The sequence below is a fragment of the Sphingomonas sp. genome, from assembly GCF_023266535.1.
Lineage (GTDB): Bacteria > Pseudomonadota > Alphaproteobacteria > Sphingomonadales > Sphingomonadaceae > Sphingomicrobium.
Genome location: NZ_JAHFPY010000063.1, coordinates 1 through 16,064 on the forward strand (window position 1 = coordinate 1; position 16,064 = coordinate 16,064).

Annotated in this window: 20 protein-coding genes, 1 tRNA gene and 1 pseudogene; 11 read left to right on the forward strand and 11 right to left on the reverse strand. The window is 64.3% G+C overall.

Annotated elements, in window-relative coordinates; all coding sequences use genetic code 11:
• From Q0C64_RS10230 to Q0C64_RS10240, 3 genes are all read left to right on the forward strand, one after another.
• Positions 1–196 (forward strand): hypothetical protein (locus tag Q0C64_RS10230; protein WP_294123434.1); only part of this gene is annotated, 196 nt, incomplete at its 5' end.
• A complete protein-coding gene (locus tag Q0C64_RS10235; RefSeq protein WP_294123435.1) occupies positions 189–1,445 on the forward strand; it encodes an APC family permease in 1,257 nt (418 codons plus the stop codon). The genes Q0C64_RS10230 and Q0C64_RS10235, both read left to right, overlap by 8 nt.
• On the forward strand, positions 1,442–2,017 hold the full coding sequence (locus tag Q0C64_RS10240) for a GNAT family N-acetyltransferase (RefSeq protein ID WP_294123438.1): 576 nt from the start codon (positions 1,442–1,444) through the stop codon (positions 2,015–2,017). Before Q0C64_RS10235 ends, Q0C64_RS10240 begins: the two co-directional genes overlap by 4 nt.
• On the opposite strand, the gene Q0C64_RS10245 is transcribed toward Q0C64_RS10240, so the two are convergent.
• Positions 2,014–2,517, reverse strand: a complete 504-nt coding sequence (locus Q0C64_RS10245) for a hypothetical protein (protein WP_294123440.1) — start codon at positions 2,515–2,517, stop codon at positions 2,014–2,016. The two genes, Q0C64_RS10240 and Q0C64_RS10245, sit on opposite strands and share 4 nt — an antisense overlap.
• A gap of 103 nt (positions 2,518–2,620) precedes the next feature.
• On the opposite strand from Q0C64_RS10245, the gene Q0C64_RS10250 reads away from it, so the two are divergent.
• A tRNA-Arg gene (locus tag Q0C64_RS10250) sits at positions 2,621–2,697 on the forward strand.
• A gap of 244 nt (positions 2,698–2,941) precedes the next feature.
• Here the strand turns inward: Q0C64_RS10250 and Q0C64_RS10255 are convergent.
• The gene (locus Q0C64_RS10255) at positions 2,942–3,760 is read right to left on the reverse strand and encodes an outer membrane beta-barrel protein (protein WP_294123443.1); all 819 of its coding nucleotides are present in this window, start codon (positions 3,758–3,760) and stop codon (positions 2,942–2,944) included.
• A gap of 149 nt (positions 3,761–3,909) precedes the next feature.
• A complete protein-coding gene (locus Q0C64_RS10260; RefSeq protein WP_294123445.1) occupies positions 3,910–4,080 on the reverse strand; it encodes a hypothetical protein in 171 nt (56 codons plus the stop codon).
• 202 nt (positions 4,081–4,282) lie between these two features.
• Here Q0C64_RS10260 and Q0C64_RS10265 point away from each other — a divergent pair, with 202 nt between their 5' ends.
• Positions 4,283–4,525 (forward strand): hypothetical protein, encoded by a 243-nt coding sequence (locus Q0C64_RS10265; RefSeq protein ID WP_294123447.1) that lies wholly within the window; start codon positions 4,283–4,285, stop codon positions 4,523–4,525.
• Positions 4,526–4,612: 87 nt separating this feature from the next.
• The gene (locus Q0C64_RS10270; protein ID WP_294123449.1) at positions 4,613–4,957 is read left to right on the forward strand and encodes a hypothetical protein; all 345 of its coding nucleotides are present in this window, start codon (positions 4,613–4,615) and stop codon (positions 4,955–4,957) included.
• Between the two features lie 408 nt (positions 4,958–5,365).
• Here the strand turns inward: Q0C64_RS10270 and Q0C64_RS10280 are convergent, their stop codons facing one another.
• Genes Q0C64_RS10280 through Q0C64_RS10290 form a run of 3 tightly spaced genes read right to left on the reverse strand, consistent with a single transcriptional unit; the run spans position 5,366 to position 8,831 of the window.
• On the reverse strand, positions 5,366–6,613 hold the full coding sequence (locus Q0C64_RS10280; RefSeq protein ID WP_294123451.1) for an N-succinylarginine dihydrolase: 1,248 nt from the start codon (positions 6,611–6,613) through the stop codon (positions 5,366–5,368).
• Positions 6,610–7,626: an arginine N-succinyltransferase gene (locus tag Q0C64_RS10285; RefSeq protein ID WP_294123453.1), complete on the reverse strand. Its 1,017-nt coding sequence runs from the start codon at positions 7,624–7,626 to the stop codon at positions 6,610–6,612. Before Q0C64_RS10285 ends, Q0C64_RS10280 begins: the two co-directional genes overlap by 4 nt.
• Entirely contained in the window at positions 7,623–8,831 is a 1,209-nt protein-coding gene (locus Q0C64_RS10290) for a hydrolase (RefSeq protein ID WP_294123455.1), read from the reverse strand. The genes Q0C64_RS10285 and Q0C64_RS10290 overlap by 4 nt, the downstream gene beginning before the upstream one ends.
• 107 nt (positions 8,832–8,938) lie before the next feature.
• Between Q0C64_RS10290 and Q0C64_RS10295 the strand changes: the two genes are divergently transcribed.
• Positions 8,939–9,085 (forward strand): hypothetical protein, encoded by a 147-nt coding sequence (locus Q0C64_RS10295; RefSeq protein ID WP_294123457.1) that lies wholly within the window; start codon positions 8,939–8,941, stop codon positions 9,083–9,085.
• On the opposite strand, the gene Q0C64_RS10300 is transcribed toward Q0C64_RS10295, so the two are convergent.
• Together Q0C64_RS10300 and Q0C64_RS10305 are read right to left on the reverse strand one after the other, a co-directional pair.
• On the reverse strand, positions 9,082–9,552 hold the full coding sequence (locus tag Q0C64_RS10300; RefSeq protein ID WP_294123459.1) for an RNA pyrophosphohydrolase: 471 nt from the start codon (positions 9,550–9,552) through the stop codon (positions 9,082–9,084). The two genes, Q0C64_RS10295 and Q0C64_RS10300, sit on opposite strands and share 4 nt — an antisense overlap.
• 3 nt (positions 9,553–9,555) lie before the next feature.
• Positions 9,556–10,356 (reverse strand): hypothetical protein, encoded by an 801-nt coding sequence (locus tag Q0C64_RS10305; protein WP_294123460.1) that lies wholly within the window; start codon positions 10,354–10,356, stop codon positions 9,556–9,558.
• Positions 10,357–10,468: 112 nt separating this feature from the next.
• Between Q0C64_RS10305 and Q0C64_RS10310 the strand changes: the two genes are divergently transcribed.
• The 3 genes from Q0C64_RS10310 (at position 10,469) to Q0C64_RS10320 (ending at position 13,940) form a co-directional block, all read left to right on the forward strand.
• The gene (locus tag Q0C64_RS10310) at positions 10,469–12,349 is read left to right on the forward strand and encodes a 2-oxoacid:acceptor oxidoreductase subunit alpha (RefSeq protein ID WP_294123461.1); all 1,881 of its coding nucleotides are present in this window, start codon (positions 10,469–10,471) and stop codon (positions 12,347–12,349) included.
• Positions 12,350–12,505: 156 nt separating this feature from the next.
• On the forward strand, positions 12,506–13,519 hold the full coding sequence (locus tag Q0C64_RS10315) for a 2-oxoacid:ferredoxin oxidoreductase subunit beta (protein WP_294123463.1): 1,014 nt from the start codon (positions 12,506–12,508) through the stop codon (positions 13,517–13,519).
• Between the two features lie 22 nt (positions 13,520–13,541).
• Complete coding sequence (locus Q0C64_RS10320; protein WP_294123466.1) at positions 13,542–13,940, forward strand: hypothetical protein; 399 nt, start codon at positions 13,542–13,544, stop codon at positions 13,938–13,940.
• Here Q0C64_RS10320 and rsmD read toward each other — a convergent pair.
• Positions 13,921–14,460: a 16S rRNA (guanine(966)-N(2))-methyltransferase RsmD gene (rsmD, locus tag Q0C64_RS10325; RefSeq protein WP_294123469.1), complete on the reverse strand. Its 540-nt coding sequence runs from the start codon at positions 14,458–14,460 to the stop codon at positions 13,921–13,923. The genes Q0C64_RS10320 and rsmD overlap by 20 nt on opposite strands.
• A 135-nt stretch (positions 14,461–14,595) precedes the next feature.
• Entirely contained in the window at positions 14,596–15,429 is an 834-nt protein-coding gene (locus Q0C64_RS10330) for a pseudouridine synthase (protein WP_294123471.1), read from the reverse strand.
• Between the two features lie 11 nt (positions 15,430–15,440).
• Between Q0C64_RS10330 and Q0C64_RS10335 the strand changes: the two genes are divergently transcribed.
• On the forward strand, positions 15,441–15,872 hold the full coding sequence (locus tag Q0C64_RS10335; RefSeq protein WP_294123474.1) for a response regulator: 432 nt from the start codon (positions 15,441–15,443) through the stop codon (positions 15,870–15,872).
• On the opposite strand, the pseudogene Q0C64_RS10340 reads toward Q0C64_RS10335, so the two are convergent.
• A pseudogene (locus Q0C64_RS10340) lies at positions 15,869–16,064 on the reverse strand (aromatic ring-hydroxylating dioxygenase subunit alpha); the annotation flags it as partial. The gene Q0C64_RS10335 and the pseudogene Q0C64_RS10340 overlap by 4 nt on opposite strands.

Genomic DNA, 16,064 nt, shown 5'->3' on the forward strand with positions numbered 1-16,064 from the left:
AACCGGCGATGCCGACGCGCTAAGTGAACGATTGCTTCAGCATTTGCAGCAAGAAGGGCGAGTGATGCTGAGCGGAACGCGGATCGATGGACGATTTTACATTCGTTGTGCGATTCTATCGTTCCGAACCCATATCGAACATGTCGACGAGTTGATCGAAGCGCTCCAGCGCGGGGTAAAAGCGCTCCATGGCTGAGGACGCGAACTCGGTCGCGACGACCCGCCGTGACGTTGGCATATGGGGCGCGGCGCTGCTGGCGCTCAACGGAATGATCGGCGCGGCGATCTTCGGCCTGCCCGGCAAGCTCGATGCGGCGGTCGGCAGCTTTGCTCCGTGGCTGCTGCTGCTCGCCGGGATCGGGATCATGCCGGTCGTGCTGTGCTATGCTGATCTTGCCAGCCGGTTCGACGCATCGGGCGGCCCGCAGCTTTATGCCGGCAAGGCGTTCGGCAAGTTCGTCGGCTTTGAAGCCGGGTGGATGCTCTACACCGCCCGGGCCGCGTCACTGGCGGCCAATTCCCATGTGCTTGCGGCTTATGCCGGTGCGTTGTGGCCGCCGCTCGACAGCCCGTGGACGATTATCGTCACGGTGAGCGCGATCACGCTGGTCAATGTCGTCGGTATCCGCCGCGCGGTCGACACGATGGGCGGCATGACCATGTTGAAGCTGGCGCCATTAATCCTGATCGGAGCCCTGGGGCTGCTGCTCGCCCCGATACCGACGCCCAGATTGCCGGAATTCTCGGCGGTGGAGGGGGTGGCGCTGGCCGCGCTTTATGCCTTCGTCGGGTTTGAGGCCGCGACCATCCCGGCTGGTGAGACGCAAAACCCGCAACGCAACATCCCCCGGGCGCTGCTGATGACGGTAAGCGCCGTCACCCTGCTCTACGTCGTGGTTCAGTTGGCCTATTCGGCCTCGGGCATCGGCGAAAGCGACGCGCCGCTGGCCGAGCTAGCCTCCCAATCGCTGGGCCCGGTTGGCGTTGGCATATTGGGCGTGACGGCGATCGTGTCGGTGCTGGCCAACCAGCTCAGCGCCGTCACCTCGATATCGCGAATCACGTCCAGCTTCGCCGACCAGCGATTGCTGCCGCGCTGGTTCGGCGAAATCTCGCCGCGCTTCGCAACGCCGGTCAATTCGATCCTGACGGTCGGCGGAATCGGACTCGGCCTGGCGCTGTCCGGCACCTTCATGACGCTGGCGGTCATCAGCACCGTGGCGCGGCTGTTCGCCTACCTCGCCTGTATCGCCGCCGTACCGAAGCTTGACGCTCTCGAGGGTAAGCTGCGCCCCGTGCGCGGCATCTTGCTGCCGCTCGCGGCGGCCGCACTGGTGTTGTGGGCGGCGTCGCACTCCAACGTGGCGGAATGGCGCGCGTTCATTGCCTTCCTGGGGGCTGGAGCAATGCTTTACCTGATCACCGGGTGGAGCCGTAAGGCTTGACCAAGGTCATCGCCGAAACCGAGCGGCTGCGGCTGCGCGAATGGGGCGAGGAGGACGGTGAGCGCTTTTACAGGGTCATGAACACGCCGGCGGTGATGCGCCATCTGGGCGGCGTGCAGGACCGCGCAACCTGGGACGCTGCGTTCGAGCGACTGAAGACCTATCAGCGCGACCACGGCCACAGTTTCTGGCTGGTCGAACGCATGTCGGACGACGAGCTGCTGGGATTTTGCGGATTGAAGCGGGTAAATGCGCCGGGCGCTGGCGACCTGACAGGCCAGTTCGAGGTCGGTTGGCGGCTGCGCGAGAGCGCCTGGGGCCAGGGCTATGCCAAGGAGGCGGCGATCGCCGCGCTCGACCTTGCGTTCGATCGCTTCGACGCGCCCCATGTTGTCGCACTGACCATCGGCCCCAATGAAGCAAGCCGGGGACTGATGAAGCGGCTGGGGATGCGCCGCCGGCAGGACCTGGATTTCGAGGATTTGCGCTTCGGACCGGAAATGAATCCGACCGTCATTTACCGCATCGATGCAGCCGAATGGCCGGCGGCACGCGCCGCCACATTGAGTTAGCGCGCCAGCTGGTCCTTTAGACGATCGATCGCGGCCGATTGGCGGTCGCTGATCGCCGCGACTTCGGTTGCCGCCGCAGCAATCGCCTGCTGGTCCGCCGGACTGATCCAATGCTGACCCTGCAATCGGCTCGATCCGAGCTGATCGATGTTGGCCGCCGCCCGCGTCGTCACGCCATATTGTTCGATCAGCAGCGACAGCGCCTGCTGTGCGGCAACCCAGCTTTCGCTGGCCATCGGTCCGGCAGAAGCAGCAGCCTGTTCGGCGGTCGCCTGCTTCGCGTCGAACGCGGGGACCGCCTGGCCGACCTCGGCTACCAGCGCGCCGAGCTGCACGGCAAGTTCGGTGTCGACCACGCCGGTTGGCACGTCGCCTGGCACCGGAACGCGCGGATCGACCGCTTCGGCGGGACGCGGCGCCAGGCTGGGCTCCGGGTCGCCCAATGGCACGGTGCAGGCCGCAACGGCCAGCAATGCCGTCAATGGCACAAGTCTTCGCATTGCTGCCGGTCTAGGGGGGCACCGCGGCCGACGCAATCCAGCCGCATTTGTCGGCAAGGGGGTTGCGTGGGGCGGACCCTCACCGTAAGGGACCCCCCGGCACGCGCCCGTAGCTCAGCTGGATAGAGCATCAGACTACGAATCTGAGGGTCGGACGTTCGAATCGTTCCGGGCGCGCCATTCACCCCAAAGCACCGAGCGCAGGCGATCGAATGCGAGGCATTCGGGAGTTAGCGCGCAGAGATGCTGTAGGGCGGCCAGCGGCTCGCGAAGCGGAGCCGACTGACGGCGCGGATTCACTCTGCGCCAGCCTATAACACCCGAATTTCCCCAAAAACAAAACGGCCCGGGAATTTCTTCCCGGACCGTTCCTGCCCCCAGGGCGGCGAAGCTGGCGGATCGCCGTCCTTTGCGGGTGTTGTCGTTAGCCCCGTTCAGGCTCCGGCGGAGGCGGCGGAGGCGGCGGAGGCGGTGGCGGTGGCGGACAGGCGTCCGTCGCCAGGATCACCGAGCCGTCCGGGCACGTCTGCGTCGCCGGCGGAGGCGGCGGAGGCGGCGGTGGAGCCGGAGGTGGCGGCGGTGGCGGCGGCGTATAGAAATTATACGTCAGCGTCGCCAACACCGAGTGAGACGTGAACCGGCCCGTCGCGAACTCATTCGTGAAGATTTCTTCATGGATGCGGTGCGGATGGAAGTAGCGATACTTCAGGCCGAGATCGACGTTCGGGTTGAGGGCATAGCGAGCGCCGGCGATCAATTGCCAGGCAAAGCCGCCCTGCTTGTAGGTGTTCGGACCCTCAATGTCACCGAAGTGATACTTGCCCCAGGCGAAGCCAGCGCCAGGTCCAGCGTAGAAGCTCAGGCCGTCTTCATTGCCAAGGTCAAGCAACAGGTTCGTCATGATGGCGATGTAGCGGGTATGGCCGTTGGCATCTTGGCTACATTCACTGCCTTCGCAATCGAAGGTGAACTTGTCGTGCGAAGCCCGCTTGTAGGACAAGTCGAGCTCGGCGCGGACCAATCCGGCGTCATAGCCGAAGATCACACCGGCATCGTAACCCAGCTTGTGCTCGAGCCCGAAGAAATCGAATTCGCCTTCGGTCGTGTCGACATCAATGTCGAGATCCTTGGCAAACATCGGACCAGCTTCAACACCCAAATACAAAGTCTTGTCGCGAGCCATCGCCGGTGAAGCGATCATCGCGGATGCCAGCAAGGCAGCGGCACAAGTTCGACGTAGCATGGTAAACCCCCGTTCTTCGTGACGAACCCGGATTATTTAACAGGATTAATCTGGGACCGCTAGACCGAGGTTAAATTACCCTTAAATGTGAAATTTCCGGGACAAACGAAGGCCCGCGCAAGCTGTTTTCGGCAATAGGAAAGGGAAGGTCAGGCGCCGAGGGCGACCGGGCTCACCGCCGCGCCGGATTCGATCGCGCGACGGGCGAAATCCTGGGCGAGCTTGCTATGCCATTCTCGGGCTTGGGGAGTCACGGCACGGTGGGCGGCAGTCCGCTCTTCTGCTGCACGACGCAGATAGAAACGCTGGTTCGACTCCACTATCCTGCTCCCCCGAACATACTTCGGCGGCAGTTAAACTGCGCGCAAAAAGTAAAGTGGTGGTTAATATCCACAGACGGGCTGACAGTCCCCCGGCGGGACAGCAGCGAGGTGCCGTGGTGACACTCCAAACGAATCGGCTTATCGTTGAAACCTAACGACTCGTCGCACGTTCGAGCCTTTGATTGGAGGAAGAACGGCCATGTTGAGTTCGAATGTAACCGGCTTTGATCCTGCCCGCCGCGGCTACCATGCCGTGTACCGGGAGAATGAGGTCAACCATTGCCCGGGATGCGGCCGCACCCATTGGTATGTCGGCCGGACCCTGGCGGAATGCGGATTTTGCGCGACTGCCCTGCCGTTGAACGAAAGCTATCGTCAGCCGGCGGCGGCCGTCATTATCAGCCGGTCGCGCCCGCACAGCCCTTCAGCCTTCGCAGCCTAGCTGCGGGGCTCTGGCGCGCGTCCGACGAGCGGGGAGGGCGCGCGCCAACCATTTGATGGTCGGCCCTGGCCATATTATATTGCATCCATGAAACACTTCATCGCCATGCTGCTTGCAGCTGCCGCCCTGACGGTGCCGGGTCCTGCTGTAGCGGCGGCCGGCAACTTCACCCTGGTCAACAAGACCGGAGCGGCGATCAGTTCGCTCCAGATCCGGCGCGTAGGAACGTCCGCCTGGCAGTCGCTGGGCGGAAACCCGGCCAATGGCAGCAGGATCGCGGTGGCGTTCGCCAATCCCGATTGCGCGTTCGATATCAAGGCTGACCTGGTCGGCGGCCAATCGGCCACCTTTAACGGCGTCAATCTGTGCGATGTGACGACGGTAACGCTGAACCGCGGCTCAGGGGGAAATGTCTGGGTCGACTACGATTGATCCGCGGCCTGGCGGAATGACGCGGGCCAATCTTTACCGGAATTGACGCCGCGACCTCGGGCCGCACGCTATCGAGCAGCTTGGCGCCGGCGACGAACGGCACGCCGAGGCAGGCAGCGGCCAGCAGCCAGCCGCCATTCCCGGGATAGTTCTGCATGTAATGAACGCCGCGCTCAACCGAGCCGACGGCAATCGCGTAGGTGACCAGAAAGGCCTCCAAGCGGGTCTTGATGACGAACAGTCGGCCGATCTTGCGTAGCTTCATCATGATTAACCCAACGCGATGGGAATGGCGGCGTTCCGCCCTTTCCCGCTTAAGGACAGTGGTAAACTGCCCTTTAACGCATCATTGCTAACCGAGAATTTGAGTCGGGTCGAATGGCCTTGTCGGACCTGTCCCAAAACGGACTAATCGAGTACGGACAAATCCAGGGCTCCAAGCAGCGCCGCGCGCGCCCGTTCGATGTCCGCGACCAGCGCCGGCGCCTGGATCTCTGCCGTGGCAATCTCGGATGGCCAGGTCGAGCCGATCACCTGGGCGAGGCGATCGAGCTTGGCTTCATCGACCAGGAAGCGGGGATCGACATCGGCCGGATCGCACTGGACCCTGAGGCGCAGGCAGGCCGGTCCGCCACCATTGGCCATCGACTGGCGAACGTCGACGAAATTGACCCGGCGGATGGCACCGTTGGAGGCAAGATGGCGCTCGATCCAGGCGTTGACCGATGGCGTGTCGCGGCATTCGGTCGGCGCGACCAGCGTCATTGCGCCATCGGGCGGAGTGGCCAGCTGGGCATTGAACAAATAGCTCTTCACGGCGTCGGCCAGCGGGACCTCGGCGTCGGGCACCTCGACCAGCTCGAAACCGGGGACCTTGGCGGCCAGCTGCTCGACCAGCGCATCGCGCTCAGCGAACGCCTTCTCATGGGAGAACAGCACCGGCCCATTGGCGACCGCAACGACATCGTTGTGGAAGGCGCCGGCGGCGATTGCTTGTTCGCTCTGGGCGGCGAACAGGGTGCGGCCCGGATCCAGCCGATGCAGTCGGGCGATGGCCTTGGATGCCTCGATATTCTGGCGAGCGGGGAAGGGGCCACCGGTGACCCCGTAGACGAACACCTCGACGCCCGGCTCGCCATGCGAGGGCGCGAGGCGCATGTGATTGGCCGCGCCTTCGTCGCCGAACGCCGGCGGAACCGGCCCGTGCACCGCAAATGCATTCCCCGCGAAGGCCAGCTGCAACTGCGCCAGGGTCGCGGGCCACTCATGGCTGCGGTGCGGCATGGTCTTTAAATTGGCGACGGTCAGGTGGCACCTGCCGTCACCGGTGTCGGGCGACGGGCTGACGGTGGCGGCGTTGGCAGCCCACATCGACGAGGCGCTCATCGCATTGGCGGCGAGATGATGCTCGGCCTCGCCAATGGTCGTTCCCAGCTCGATTAGCCAGGCATGTGCCGGTCGCGGTTGCGGCACGAAAATGCCCTGGACCAGGCCAAGACCGATGTTGGAGCGCATCTTGTCGATGCCCTGCAGCGCCGCCGCGCGGGGCTGCGACACATGGCCGGCGTTGCGGGCCGAGGCGAGGTTGCCGAGGCTGAGCCCGGCGTAATTGTGGCTTGGCCCGACGATACCGTCGAAGTTGATCTCGCGGATCACCGCGCCACCGCCAGCACGCGATCGCCTGGGCCGATGCCGAGCATGTCCATCGCCTCGGCGTCGATCACCAAATCGCCATGGTCGTTGCGGGTCGCGTGGCTGTAGCAGGCCACGAAGTCGTGCATCACGCCGGTCGCCAGCATCATCGTGTTTTCGCCGCCGCCATTGGTGTCGGCGACCCGCAGCCAATCGGCCTCGACCAGCGTCTTGATCTTGTCGGTGCGGGCGGTGACGGTCGGGCCGCCGTCGAAGATATCGATGTAACCGTCCCAGTCGAAATTCTCATTTTCGAGCATCTTCAGCGCTGCCCGGCCGGTCGGGTGCGGCTGGCCGATCACCGCCTTGGCACTTTCCGGCAGCATCGAGACATAGATCGGCGACTTGGGGAACAGGTCGGCGATGAATTGCGTGCCGTGGACCGCGTTGAATTCGTCGGCTTCGGGAAAGGTCATGCCGAAGAAGCGCCCGCCGAGCGCATCCCAGAACGGCGAATGGCCGGCCTGGTCCATCACACCGCGCAGCTCGGCCAGCACGCTGTCGCCGAAGCGCGGTCGGTGCTGCTTGATGAACAAATAGCGCGAACGGGCAAGCAGCATGCCGAGGCCGCCGGCGCGTTCCTGCGGGTGGAGGAACAGCCCGCCGACCTCGCTGAACCCTTCGAGGTCGGTGGTGAGGTTGAGCGTCTGGTTGCGGAAGATCCGGCCCAGCTCCTCGCTCTTCTGGGCCAGGGTCGAAATCAGATAGCTGTAAAACGGCCGGTCGGTGCCGACGGCGCCGAAGATCTGGCAGGTGCCGCGGATGGCGCCGGTGCGAAAGTCTTCGAGCATGAAGACATAGAGGTCGTCCGACGGATTTTCACCGACCCGGCTGAACCCGGCCTCCGACCTTTCCAGCTTGGCTTCCAGCGTCGCCTTCTCGGCGGGCAGGTTGGTGAAGCCGCCTCCGGTCAGCTTGGCGAGGTCGTAGAAGGCGCGGAAATCGTCAGGGCCGGCGGCGCGGATGCGATAGCTCATGCGCCCTCCGCCAATCGCAAAATCGTAAGGGCCGAGAGCGCGGCGCGCTCGGCAAGGCTGTCGACGATCAGATATTCCTCCATCGAATGAATGCTTCCGCCGCGCACGCCCATGGTGTCGATCACGGGCACGCCGCAGGCGGCGATATTATTGCCATCGCATACGCCGCCGGTCGACTTCCAGCCGATTTCCTGGCCGAGGTCGGCGCCGGCGCGCTTGACCAGGTTGAATAAAGCTTCAGTTTCCGGGGTCAGCGGTTTGGGCGGCCGGGCGAAATGGCCGTGGGCGCTGATCTGCACGTCATGTTCGGCGGCGACCGCCTTGACGGTAGCGTCGATCAGTTGCTGCGCGCGGGCCTGGTCGTCGAGCGTTTCGGGACGCAAATTGACCCGGAGCACGGCGAGGTCGGGGACGACATTGTTGGGCGAGCCGCCGTCGATCTTGGCCGGATTGACCTTTAAGCCTGGGCCGACGGCCGCCTTCAGGCGAATGGCGAGATCGGCCGCGGCGATCAGGGCGTTGCGGCCTTCCTCGGGATTGCGTCCGGCATGGGCCGAGCGGCCATGGACAGTGAAAGCGAAATTGCCGCTGCCTGGCCGCGCGCCTGCCAGCGTACCATCCGGGAGGGCGGAGGGTTCGTAGGTCAGCGCGGCGCACTTGCCCTGCGCCGCCTGCGCAATCAGCGCGGCGGACCCGAGCGAGCCGACTTCCTCGTCGCTGTTGATCACCACTTCATAGCCGAGCACGCTCGCCGCCGGGCTGGCCTCGACCGCCTTGAGCGCCGCCAGCATCACCGCGATTCCGCCCTTCATGTCGGCCACCCCAGGCCCGCCCAGCACCTTGCCCGGTTCGAGCCAGGCCAGCGTCTGGAACGGATGGTCGATGGCAAACACCGTGTCCATGTGGCCGGTAAAGAGCAGCTGGACCGGGGCATCCGGGCGGACCTTCAATTGAAGGTTTTTGCCGTGCGGGACTTCATAGGGTTTGCCGGAGGCGTCGATCGCCTCGACCGGCGCCGGATCGCGCATCGCGATCTCGCCTGGCAGGTCGGCAAAGGCGCCGGCGAGGCGCGCGCCGATGATCCCTAGCCCGTCGATATTGCGCGATCCCGAATTGACGTTGGCCCAATTCTCGACCTGCGCGAGCATGGGCTCTGCCGCCGCCGCTTCGACGCATGCTTGTTCCTGGCCGGTCAATTGCCCCATGGCGGGCCGCTCTAGCCGCTCAAAGCCGGTCCGAGAACCCCTTGGCAAACTTGCATCAATGCCAAAGTGTATTATATATATAATACAGAACGAAAGGAACTGGATCAATGCTTGAGAATCCGGTCGCGAAACGCACCGCCATCGCCGCCGCCGTCGGCGCGGTCGTGGCCATCCCGCTGCCCTTCATCGGGCCAATCCTCGGCGCCATCGTCGGCGGCGGGATCGGCTATTTCACCGCGGGCAAGCGCAGCTAGAGATAGTCGGCGAAGCCGCGCAGCAACTCGCGGTAGAGGTCGCGCTTGAACGGCACGATAAGTTCCGGGAGCAGGTGCGGCTCGGCCCATTTCCAGTGGCTGAATTCCGGATGGCTGGTGGCGATGTTGATGTCGTCGTCGCTGCCGAGGAAGCGGGCCAGATACCAGTCCTGCAGTTGCCCCTTCCACTTGCCGCCCCACAGCCGCGAGGCGATCGCGTCGGGAATGTCATAGCGCAGTTGCTGCGGGTGGCTGGCGATCTGCTCGACCAGCCCGGGCCTGATGCCTGTCTCTTCTTCCAGCTCGCGAAGCGCGGCGGGCCACGGCTGTTCGCCCTTGTCGATTCCGCCTTGGGGCATTTGCCAGGCTTCGTCGCGGTTATCGATCCGCCGCCCGACGAACACATGTCTCTCGGCGTTGAGCAGCATGACGCCGACCCCGCGGCGATAGAGATGGTCGTTGGTCACGCCTTACCCTTCGAGTTTGCGGATGCCGTTGCTGAGATTGCGGGTCCGCTGATCGATCTTGCCCATGTTGAACAGGAACGTCGCCACTGCCGCAAGGTGCCAGCGCAATTCGCCGACCAGGTCGGGATGGGCCCGCAACGCCGCTGCCGCCTCGGCCCAGCGATCGGGCGCCAGGTCAAGATCGCAGGTCGCGGGGAGATGGGCCAGCAGCGGCCGTCCGGGGATCGGCCGATCGCCGCAACGGTCGCGGATCAAATCCTGGATGTCTTCAGGAATGACCTTGCGAACCTGTTCGCGATATCGGGTCCTGACCGCCGCTGGCCCAACATCGGCGAAATCGACTGACATCAATGATGCCAGGCCGCGCCGGATGTCGGGGTCGTCGATGCTGCGCACCTGATCACCGCCGAAGATTCTTGCCCAGTTCACTGCATTGATTTCAAGGCCGTAGACCTGGCTGGCCTGATAGGCGGAAATCACAAACTGTTCGTTGCTCACGCCGGGGTCTCCGCGCCAGCCGGCAAAGGCATTGTCCGCGTAGGCACGGGTTGTCGCGTAATAGGGTTTGGCGGTGTCGAAGAAGCCGATGAAATGCTCCAGCCCAGGCTGCAATTCGCTCAGCATCCGCTCAGTCTGGAGACGTTCGACCCGGGCCTGGTTCCAGTTCGCGGCCTGGATGCCGACGAACACGCCGATGATAACGATCAGCAGCTCGATTGCGATTGCCACCCAATCCTGCGCGCGAAGCTTGGCGACGGTGCGCTTGAAGATCATGACCCGTTGCGCATGCGGTGCGCCCCCCACGGGTGGACCTGTAGCTCCAAAGTCGGACGCAGCAAAGCAACCGCAAAGATGGTGGCGGAATCCCCTGCGGAGTCCTAATGTAGGTTTCAAAGTAGACACTCGAAGGACGATCATGGCCACGGCCAACCACAACGTTACCGACGACGAAGCACGATCCCATCCGCCACAGGAAGCGGTCGTCGTCCGTTTTGCCGGTGACAGCGGCGACGGCATGCAGCTCACCGGCGGGCAGTTCACCTTGTCGACCGCGCTGGCCGGCAACGACCTTGCTACTTTCCCCGATTTCCCCGCCGAAATCCGCGCCCCGCAGGGGACGACCTTCGGCGTTTCCGCCTTCCAGATCAATTTCGGCTCCTCGGCGATCGAGACCGCCGGCGACCAGCCGGACGTGCTGATCGCGATGAACCCGGCGGCACTCAAGATGAACGCCACCGCGCTGCGCGAAGGTGGGTTGATCATCGCCGACGAGGGCGAGTTCACTCCGCGCAACCTCGCCAAGGCCGGCTATGAGGTGAACCCGCTGGAGGACGGCAGCCTGGCCAAATGGCAGCTGGTCCATTTCAATATTTCGCAGCTGACCCTCGACGCGGTGAAGCCGTTCGGCCTTGGCAACAAGGAAGCGCTGCGCTGCAAGAATATGTGGACGCTGGGCCTGGCGCTGTGGATGTTTGATCGCGAGCGCCAGCCGATCGTCGACTGGCTCAACGCCAAATTCGCCAAGGCGCCCGAGCTGGCCGAAGCCAATATCGCTGCGTTGAACGCAGGCCATGCCTATGGCGAGACGGCCGAGATCGGCGGCCAGGTTCGCCAGCGCCATATCGACGCCGCTTCGGCCGAGCCGGGGCTTTACCGCACCGTCACGGGCGCGGAATCGATTTCGCTCGGCCTGATTGCCGGAGCTCAGCTGGCCGGGCTCCCGATGTTCTTCGGCGGCTATCCGATCACCCCGGCCTCGGCGATCCTCCACCACCTGTCGCGGCTCAAGGAATATGGCATCACCACCTTCCAGGCCGAGGACGAGATCGCCGCGATCTGCTCGGCGATCGGCGCCAGCTATGCGGGCCACTTAGGGGTCACCAGCTCATCGGGGCCGGGCATCGCCTTGAAGGGCGAAGCGATGGGCCTGGCGGTGATGACCGAGCTGCCGCTGGTGATCATCAATTCGCAGCGTGGCGGGCCGTCGACCGGCCTTCCGACCAAGACCGAGCAAAGCGACCTCTACCAGGCGGTCTATGGCCGCAACGGCGATACGCCATTGCCGGTGATCGCCGCCTGCTCGCCGGCCGATGCGTTCGATTGCGCGATCGAGGCGGTCCGGATCGCGACCCGCTACATGACCCCGGTGATGCTGCTGACCGACGGCTATATCGCCAATGCCGCGGAGCCGTGGAAGGTGCCGGACATGAGCGGTTATCAACCGTTCCCGGTCAGCTTTGCCGCGGCGCGCGCCGCCGACAATGACCAGGTCATGCCGTATGAGCGGAACGGCGACCTTGCCCGGCCGTGGATCAAGCCGGGTACGCCGGGCCTCGAGCATCGCATCGGCGGCATCGAGAAGAACCCGGGCAGCGGCAACATCGACTATTCGCCCGAGGCCCATGCCGAAATGACCCGGCTGCGCGCTGCCAAGGTCGCGGGCGTCGCGGACTCGATCCCCGACCAGCAGGTTTGCCTTGGCGCTGACAAGGGCAAACTGGCGGTGGTCGGCTGGGGCTCGACCTTCGGCCCGATCCACCAGGCGGTGCGGCGGGCACGGGCACGGGGCCTCGACGTAGCCCACATCCACATTCGCTACATCGCGCCCTTCCCCAAAAATCTCGCTGTCCTACTTAGGGGATTTGAGCGCATAATCGTTCCAGAAATGAATACCGGACAGCTGAAGACCGTGCTCCGCGACCAGTTCCTGGTCGATGCTCGCCCGGTCAACAAGGTTTCGGGGCAGCCCTTCACCATCGCCGAAATCGAAGCGGCGATCGACGAGGCGCTCAAATGATAAGGTCACAAATCAAGGGCAAAAACGCGCCATACACCATGCCCTTTGTGACCCTAAGGGCGGGGACGCCGGCGTGAAGCCGATCAATCCCTGGCCGCTCATCGCCATGCTGGTGCTGGTGGTGTTCCTCTATCTCTGGCTCAACGGTTACATCGCATGAACGAGCAGACGACAATCACCACCGCCAAGGACTGGGCATCCGACCAGGAAGTACGCTGGTGCCCGGGCTGCGGCGATTATGCCGTCTTGAAGGCGGTTCAGCGGACCATGCCGGACCTCGGCACCGCGCGCGAGAAGACGGTGTTCATCAGCGGCATCGGCTGCTCGAGCCGCTTTCCCTATTATATGGCGAGCTACGGCTTTCACACGATCCATGGCCGCGCCTGCGCCGTGGCGACCGGGACCAAGCTCGCCAATCCGGAGCTCGACGTGTGGATCATCACCGGCGACGGCGACGCGCTGTCGATCGGCGGCAATCACACCATGCACCTCTTGCGCCGCAACCTCGATTGCCAGCTGCTGCTGTTCAACAACGAAATCTATGGCCTCACCAAGGGCCAATATTCGCCGACCTCGCGGATCGGAACGCGCTCGCCCTCAACCCCGTTCGGGTCGGTCGACCGGCCGGTCAATCCCTGCTCCTATGCGCTGGGATCGGGCGCGCGCTTCGTCGCCCGCGGCATCGACGTCCACAAAAATTTGCCGGACGTGCTCAAGGCCGCACACGCCCACAAGGGCGCCAGCTTCGTCGAAATCTACCAGAATTGCGTCGTCTATAACGACGATGTGTTCGCGCCGTTCACCTCCAGGGAAGTGGCTTCGGACAAGCAACTGTGGTTGCAGGCCGGCGAGAAGATGCTGTTCGCCGGCGGTACCAAGGGCATCGCCCTCGACATGGAGCATCACCGGCTGAAGGTGGTCGACGGTGACAGCGACGAGGTCATTGTCCACAACCCCAGGAACCGGTCGGTCGCTTACATGCTGGCCGAGATGCCGGTGACGATTTTCCCGATGGCCCTGGGCGTCATCTATGAGGATCCGGCGCCAACGTTCGACAGCGCGGTGATCGAGCAGAACGAAGCCGCGGCCAAAGGCAAAGCCGCTGATCTGCAGGCGCTGGTCAGCAAGGGCCAGACCTGGATGGTCGAGAAAGAGCCAAGAGCCGAGTAAATCTCAACAGGGAGCGACGAGCATGGCGAAAGCGACCACCAAAAAGAAGGTTGGCAAGGCGATGAAGGCCGTCGCCAAGGCCATGCCCAAGTCCAAGCGCAAGAAGGTCAAGAAGGTTGCGAGCAATGCTGCCGACGCGCTGTGGAAGCTGGCCGATAATCCGCTGATCGGGGAAATGCTGGCAATCGGCGCCGGTACGGCCGTGGCGGCTTTGGCCGAAAGCGGCGTCTCCGGTAAAGGCAAGAAGAAGAGCATTTCCTCGAAGGCCGTAAAGTCGGCCGGCAAGGCCGCCGCCGCCGCGATTGGTGCCCGGCTGATCAGCGAGTTCACCGAGCTCAAGAAGCCTGCGAAACCCGCGAAACCGGCCAAGCCAGCGAAACCGGCCAAGCCGGCCAAGCCCGCTAGGCGCGCAAAAGCGTAAGCCTCGCCCGGCCGACATCGCGTTCGGCACTGATTTCCCAGCCCTTGGGCGGCGCTACCGCGTCGCCCTTTTGGGATTCGACCGCCATCCAGCCGCCGGGCGCAAGCCAGCTTGCTGCTGCGACCGCTTCGGCCACCGCGCTGCCCGACCCCGGCTCATAGGGCGGGTCGGCGAAGACCAGGTCGAATGATTGGCCGGACGGCAGGGTGGCGGCCGACATCGACCGCATCGAAATGCGCGCCGCGGCGCCCAGCGCTGTCACATTGGCGTCGATGGCCTTCAGTGCCGCCCGGTCGATCTCGACAAAGGTGGCGTGGGCCGCGCCACGCGACAGCGCTTCCAGCCCTAGTGCCCCGCTACCGGCGTAGAGATCGGCGACGCGCAAACCATCGAAACTGCCGACGCGGCTGGCAAGCATCGAAAAGAGCGTTTCGCGGGTGCGGTCGGCGGTCGGGCGGGTCTGGCGCCCTTCCGGAGCGACGAGCTTCCGCCCGCGCCACTCGCCGGCGACGATGCGCATCAGCAATTCCTCCCCAGCTTGAAGCTGGGGAGGGGAACCAGCGAAGCTGGTGGAGGGGTAGCTGAAGCTGACATCAGTTACCCCTCCACCGTCCTTCGGACGGTTCCCCTCCCCAAGCCTGCTTGGGGAGGAACCTCATTTCAGCCCCTGCCTGAAGCGGAACAGCTCTTCGCGCTGGACCTCGGCGACGCTGCCCGGCGCCAGCCCCTCGACCGTGAACGGGCCGTAGCTGGTGCGGATCAGCCGCGAGACCTGCAGGCCGAGATGAGCGAGGACGCGGCGGACCTCGCGATTCTTGCCCTCGGTCAGCGACATTTCGATCCAGCAGTTGCGGCCGGTCCGGCGTTCGAGGTTGGCGTCGATCGAGCCGTAGCGAATGCCCTCGATCGTCACGCCTTCGGCCAGCTCTTCTAGCTGGGCCTGGGTAACGTCGCCGAACGCTCGGGCGCGATAGCGGCGGACAACTCCGCTGCTCGGCAGCTCAAGCTGCCGCTTCAACTCGCCGTCATTGGTTAGCAGCAACAGGCCTTCGGTGTTATAGTCGAGCCGCCCGACCGGTATCAGCCGCGGCAACCCTTGCGGCAATTTGTCGTAAATTGTCGGCCGGCCCTTTGGATCGTTGGCCGCGGTCAGCGCGCCCGAAGGCTTGTAGAATCGGAACAATCGCGCTGCGCCCGGCGCCTTCACCGGTTGGCCATCGACCGTCACGCCCTGCAAATTGTCGAGCAGAGTCGCGGGCGTGGTCAGTTTCTCGCCGTGGAGCGCGATCCGCCCCTCGGCGATCATCCGTTCGATATCGCGGCGCGACGCGACGCCGGCCCGAGCCAGCAGCTTGGCGATCCGCTGCGGTCCTTCCTCGCGCGCCGGCCCCGGCTTCGGGCCGCGCGGCTTTTGGGGCCTCCCGCTGCCATAAGTTGGCCGCGAAACGGTCCTAGCCCTGGCTCGTTGCTGGTCTGTCGGCTTTTTCATACGGAGTCTCAATGCTGTTCGGGAAGCGCAAGCGGGTCGTCAATAGAATCCTCATCGTCGAAGACGAGCCGCTGACGGCGTTCGACAATGAAAATCTGATCGGTGACGCCGGATATGAAGTGGTGGCGACGATCGATCGCTATGCCACCGCGATCGACCTGCTCGACCGCGAACAGGTCGACCTGATCCTGAGCGACGTCCGCCTGACCGGCCAGCGCACCGGCATCGACCTTGCCAGGGAAGCGCAGCGGCGCAGCATCCCGGTGCTGTTCGTGACCGGTGCGCCGCCGGACAATGCGGAGGAACTGGTGATTGGCGTGCTGATGAAGCCCTATAATCACCGCACGATGCGGTCGGCGTTGAGCTGCATCGATTGCTACCTGGCCGGCGAAAAGACGCGTCCGCCCAAGGGGCTGACGCTGTTTCCCAAGGCGACGGTCTAAAGCAGCCGGTCGAGCTTGGCGTGGAAGTCGGCGATGCCGGCCTCCAACGTGCCGAGCACAACCTCGTCGATTTGACCTGACGCCAGTCCCTTGTGGCACAGTGCCGCGGCGTGGAAATCTTCCGCGCCGAACGTGCCGCCGTCGAGCAAGTCCCAGCTGCGCTGCCAGTGCGCCTCGGCCTCGTTGGTGGTC

Coding starts and splice junctions, on each gene's coding strand:
- Q0C64_RS10290 (WP_294123455.1), bottom strand. CDS start 8,831: ATGGGGCAATTGACCGGCCAGGAACAAGCATGCGTCGAAGCGGCGGCG.
- Q0C64_RS10335 (WP_294123474.1), top strand. CDS start 15,441: ATGCTGTTCGGGAAGCGCAAGCGGGTCGTCAATAGAATCCTCATCGTC.
- Q0C64_RS10265 (WP_294123447.1), top strand. CDS start 4,283: ATGTTGAGTTCGAATGTAACCGGCTTTGATCCTGCCCGCCGCGGCTAC.
- Q0C64_RS10330 (WP_294123471.1), bottom strand. CDS start 15,429: ATGAAAAAGCCGACAGACCAGCAACGAGCCAGGGCTAGGACCGTTTCG.
- Q0C64_RS10315 (WP_294123463.1), top strand. CDS start 12,506: ATGAACGAGCAGACGACAATCACCACCGCCAAGGACTGGGCATCCGAC.
- Q0C64_RS10320 (WP_294123466.1), top strand. CDS start 13,542: ATGGCGAAAGCGACCACCAAAAAGAAGGTTGGCAAGGCGATGAAGGCC.
- Q0C64_RS10255 (WP_294123443.1), bottom strand. CDS start 3,760: ATGCTACGTCGAACTTGTGCCGCTGCCTTGCTGGCATCCGCGATGATC.
- Q0C64_RS10285 (WP_294123453.1), bottom strand. CDS start 7,626: ATGAGCTATCGCATCCGCGCCGCCGGCCCTGACGATTTCCGCGCCTTC.
- rsmD (WP_294123469.1), bottom strand. CDS start 14,460: ATGCGCATCGTCGCCGGCGAGTGGCGCGGGCGGAAGCTCGTCGCTCCG.
- Q0C64_RS10270 (WP_294123449.1), top strand. CDS start 4,613: ATGAAACACTTCATCGCCATGCTGCTTGCAGCTGCCGCCCTGACGGTG.
- Q0C64_RS10295 (WP_294123457.1), top strand. CDS start 8,939: ATGCTTGAGAATCCGGTCGCGAAACGCACCGCCATCGCCGCCGCCGTC.
- Q0C64_RS10235 (WP_294123435.1), top strand. CDS start 189: ATGGCTGAGGACGCGAACTCGGTCGCGACGACCCGCCGTGACGTTGGC.
- Q0C64_RS10310 (WP_294123461.1), top strand. CDS start 10,469: ATGGCCACGGCCAACCACAACGTTACCGACGACGAAGCACGATCCCAT.
- Q0C64_RS10245 (WP_294123440.1), bottom strand. CDS start 2,517: ATGCGAAGACTTGTGCCATTGACGGCATTGCTGGCCGTTGCGGCCTGC.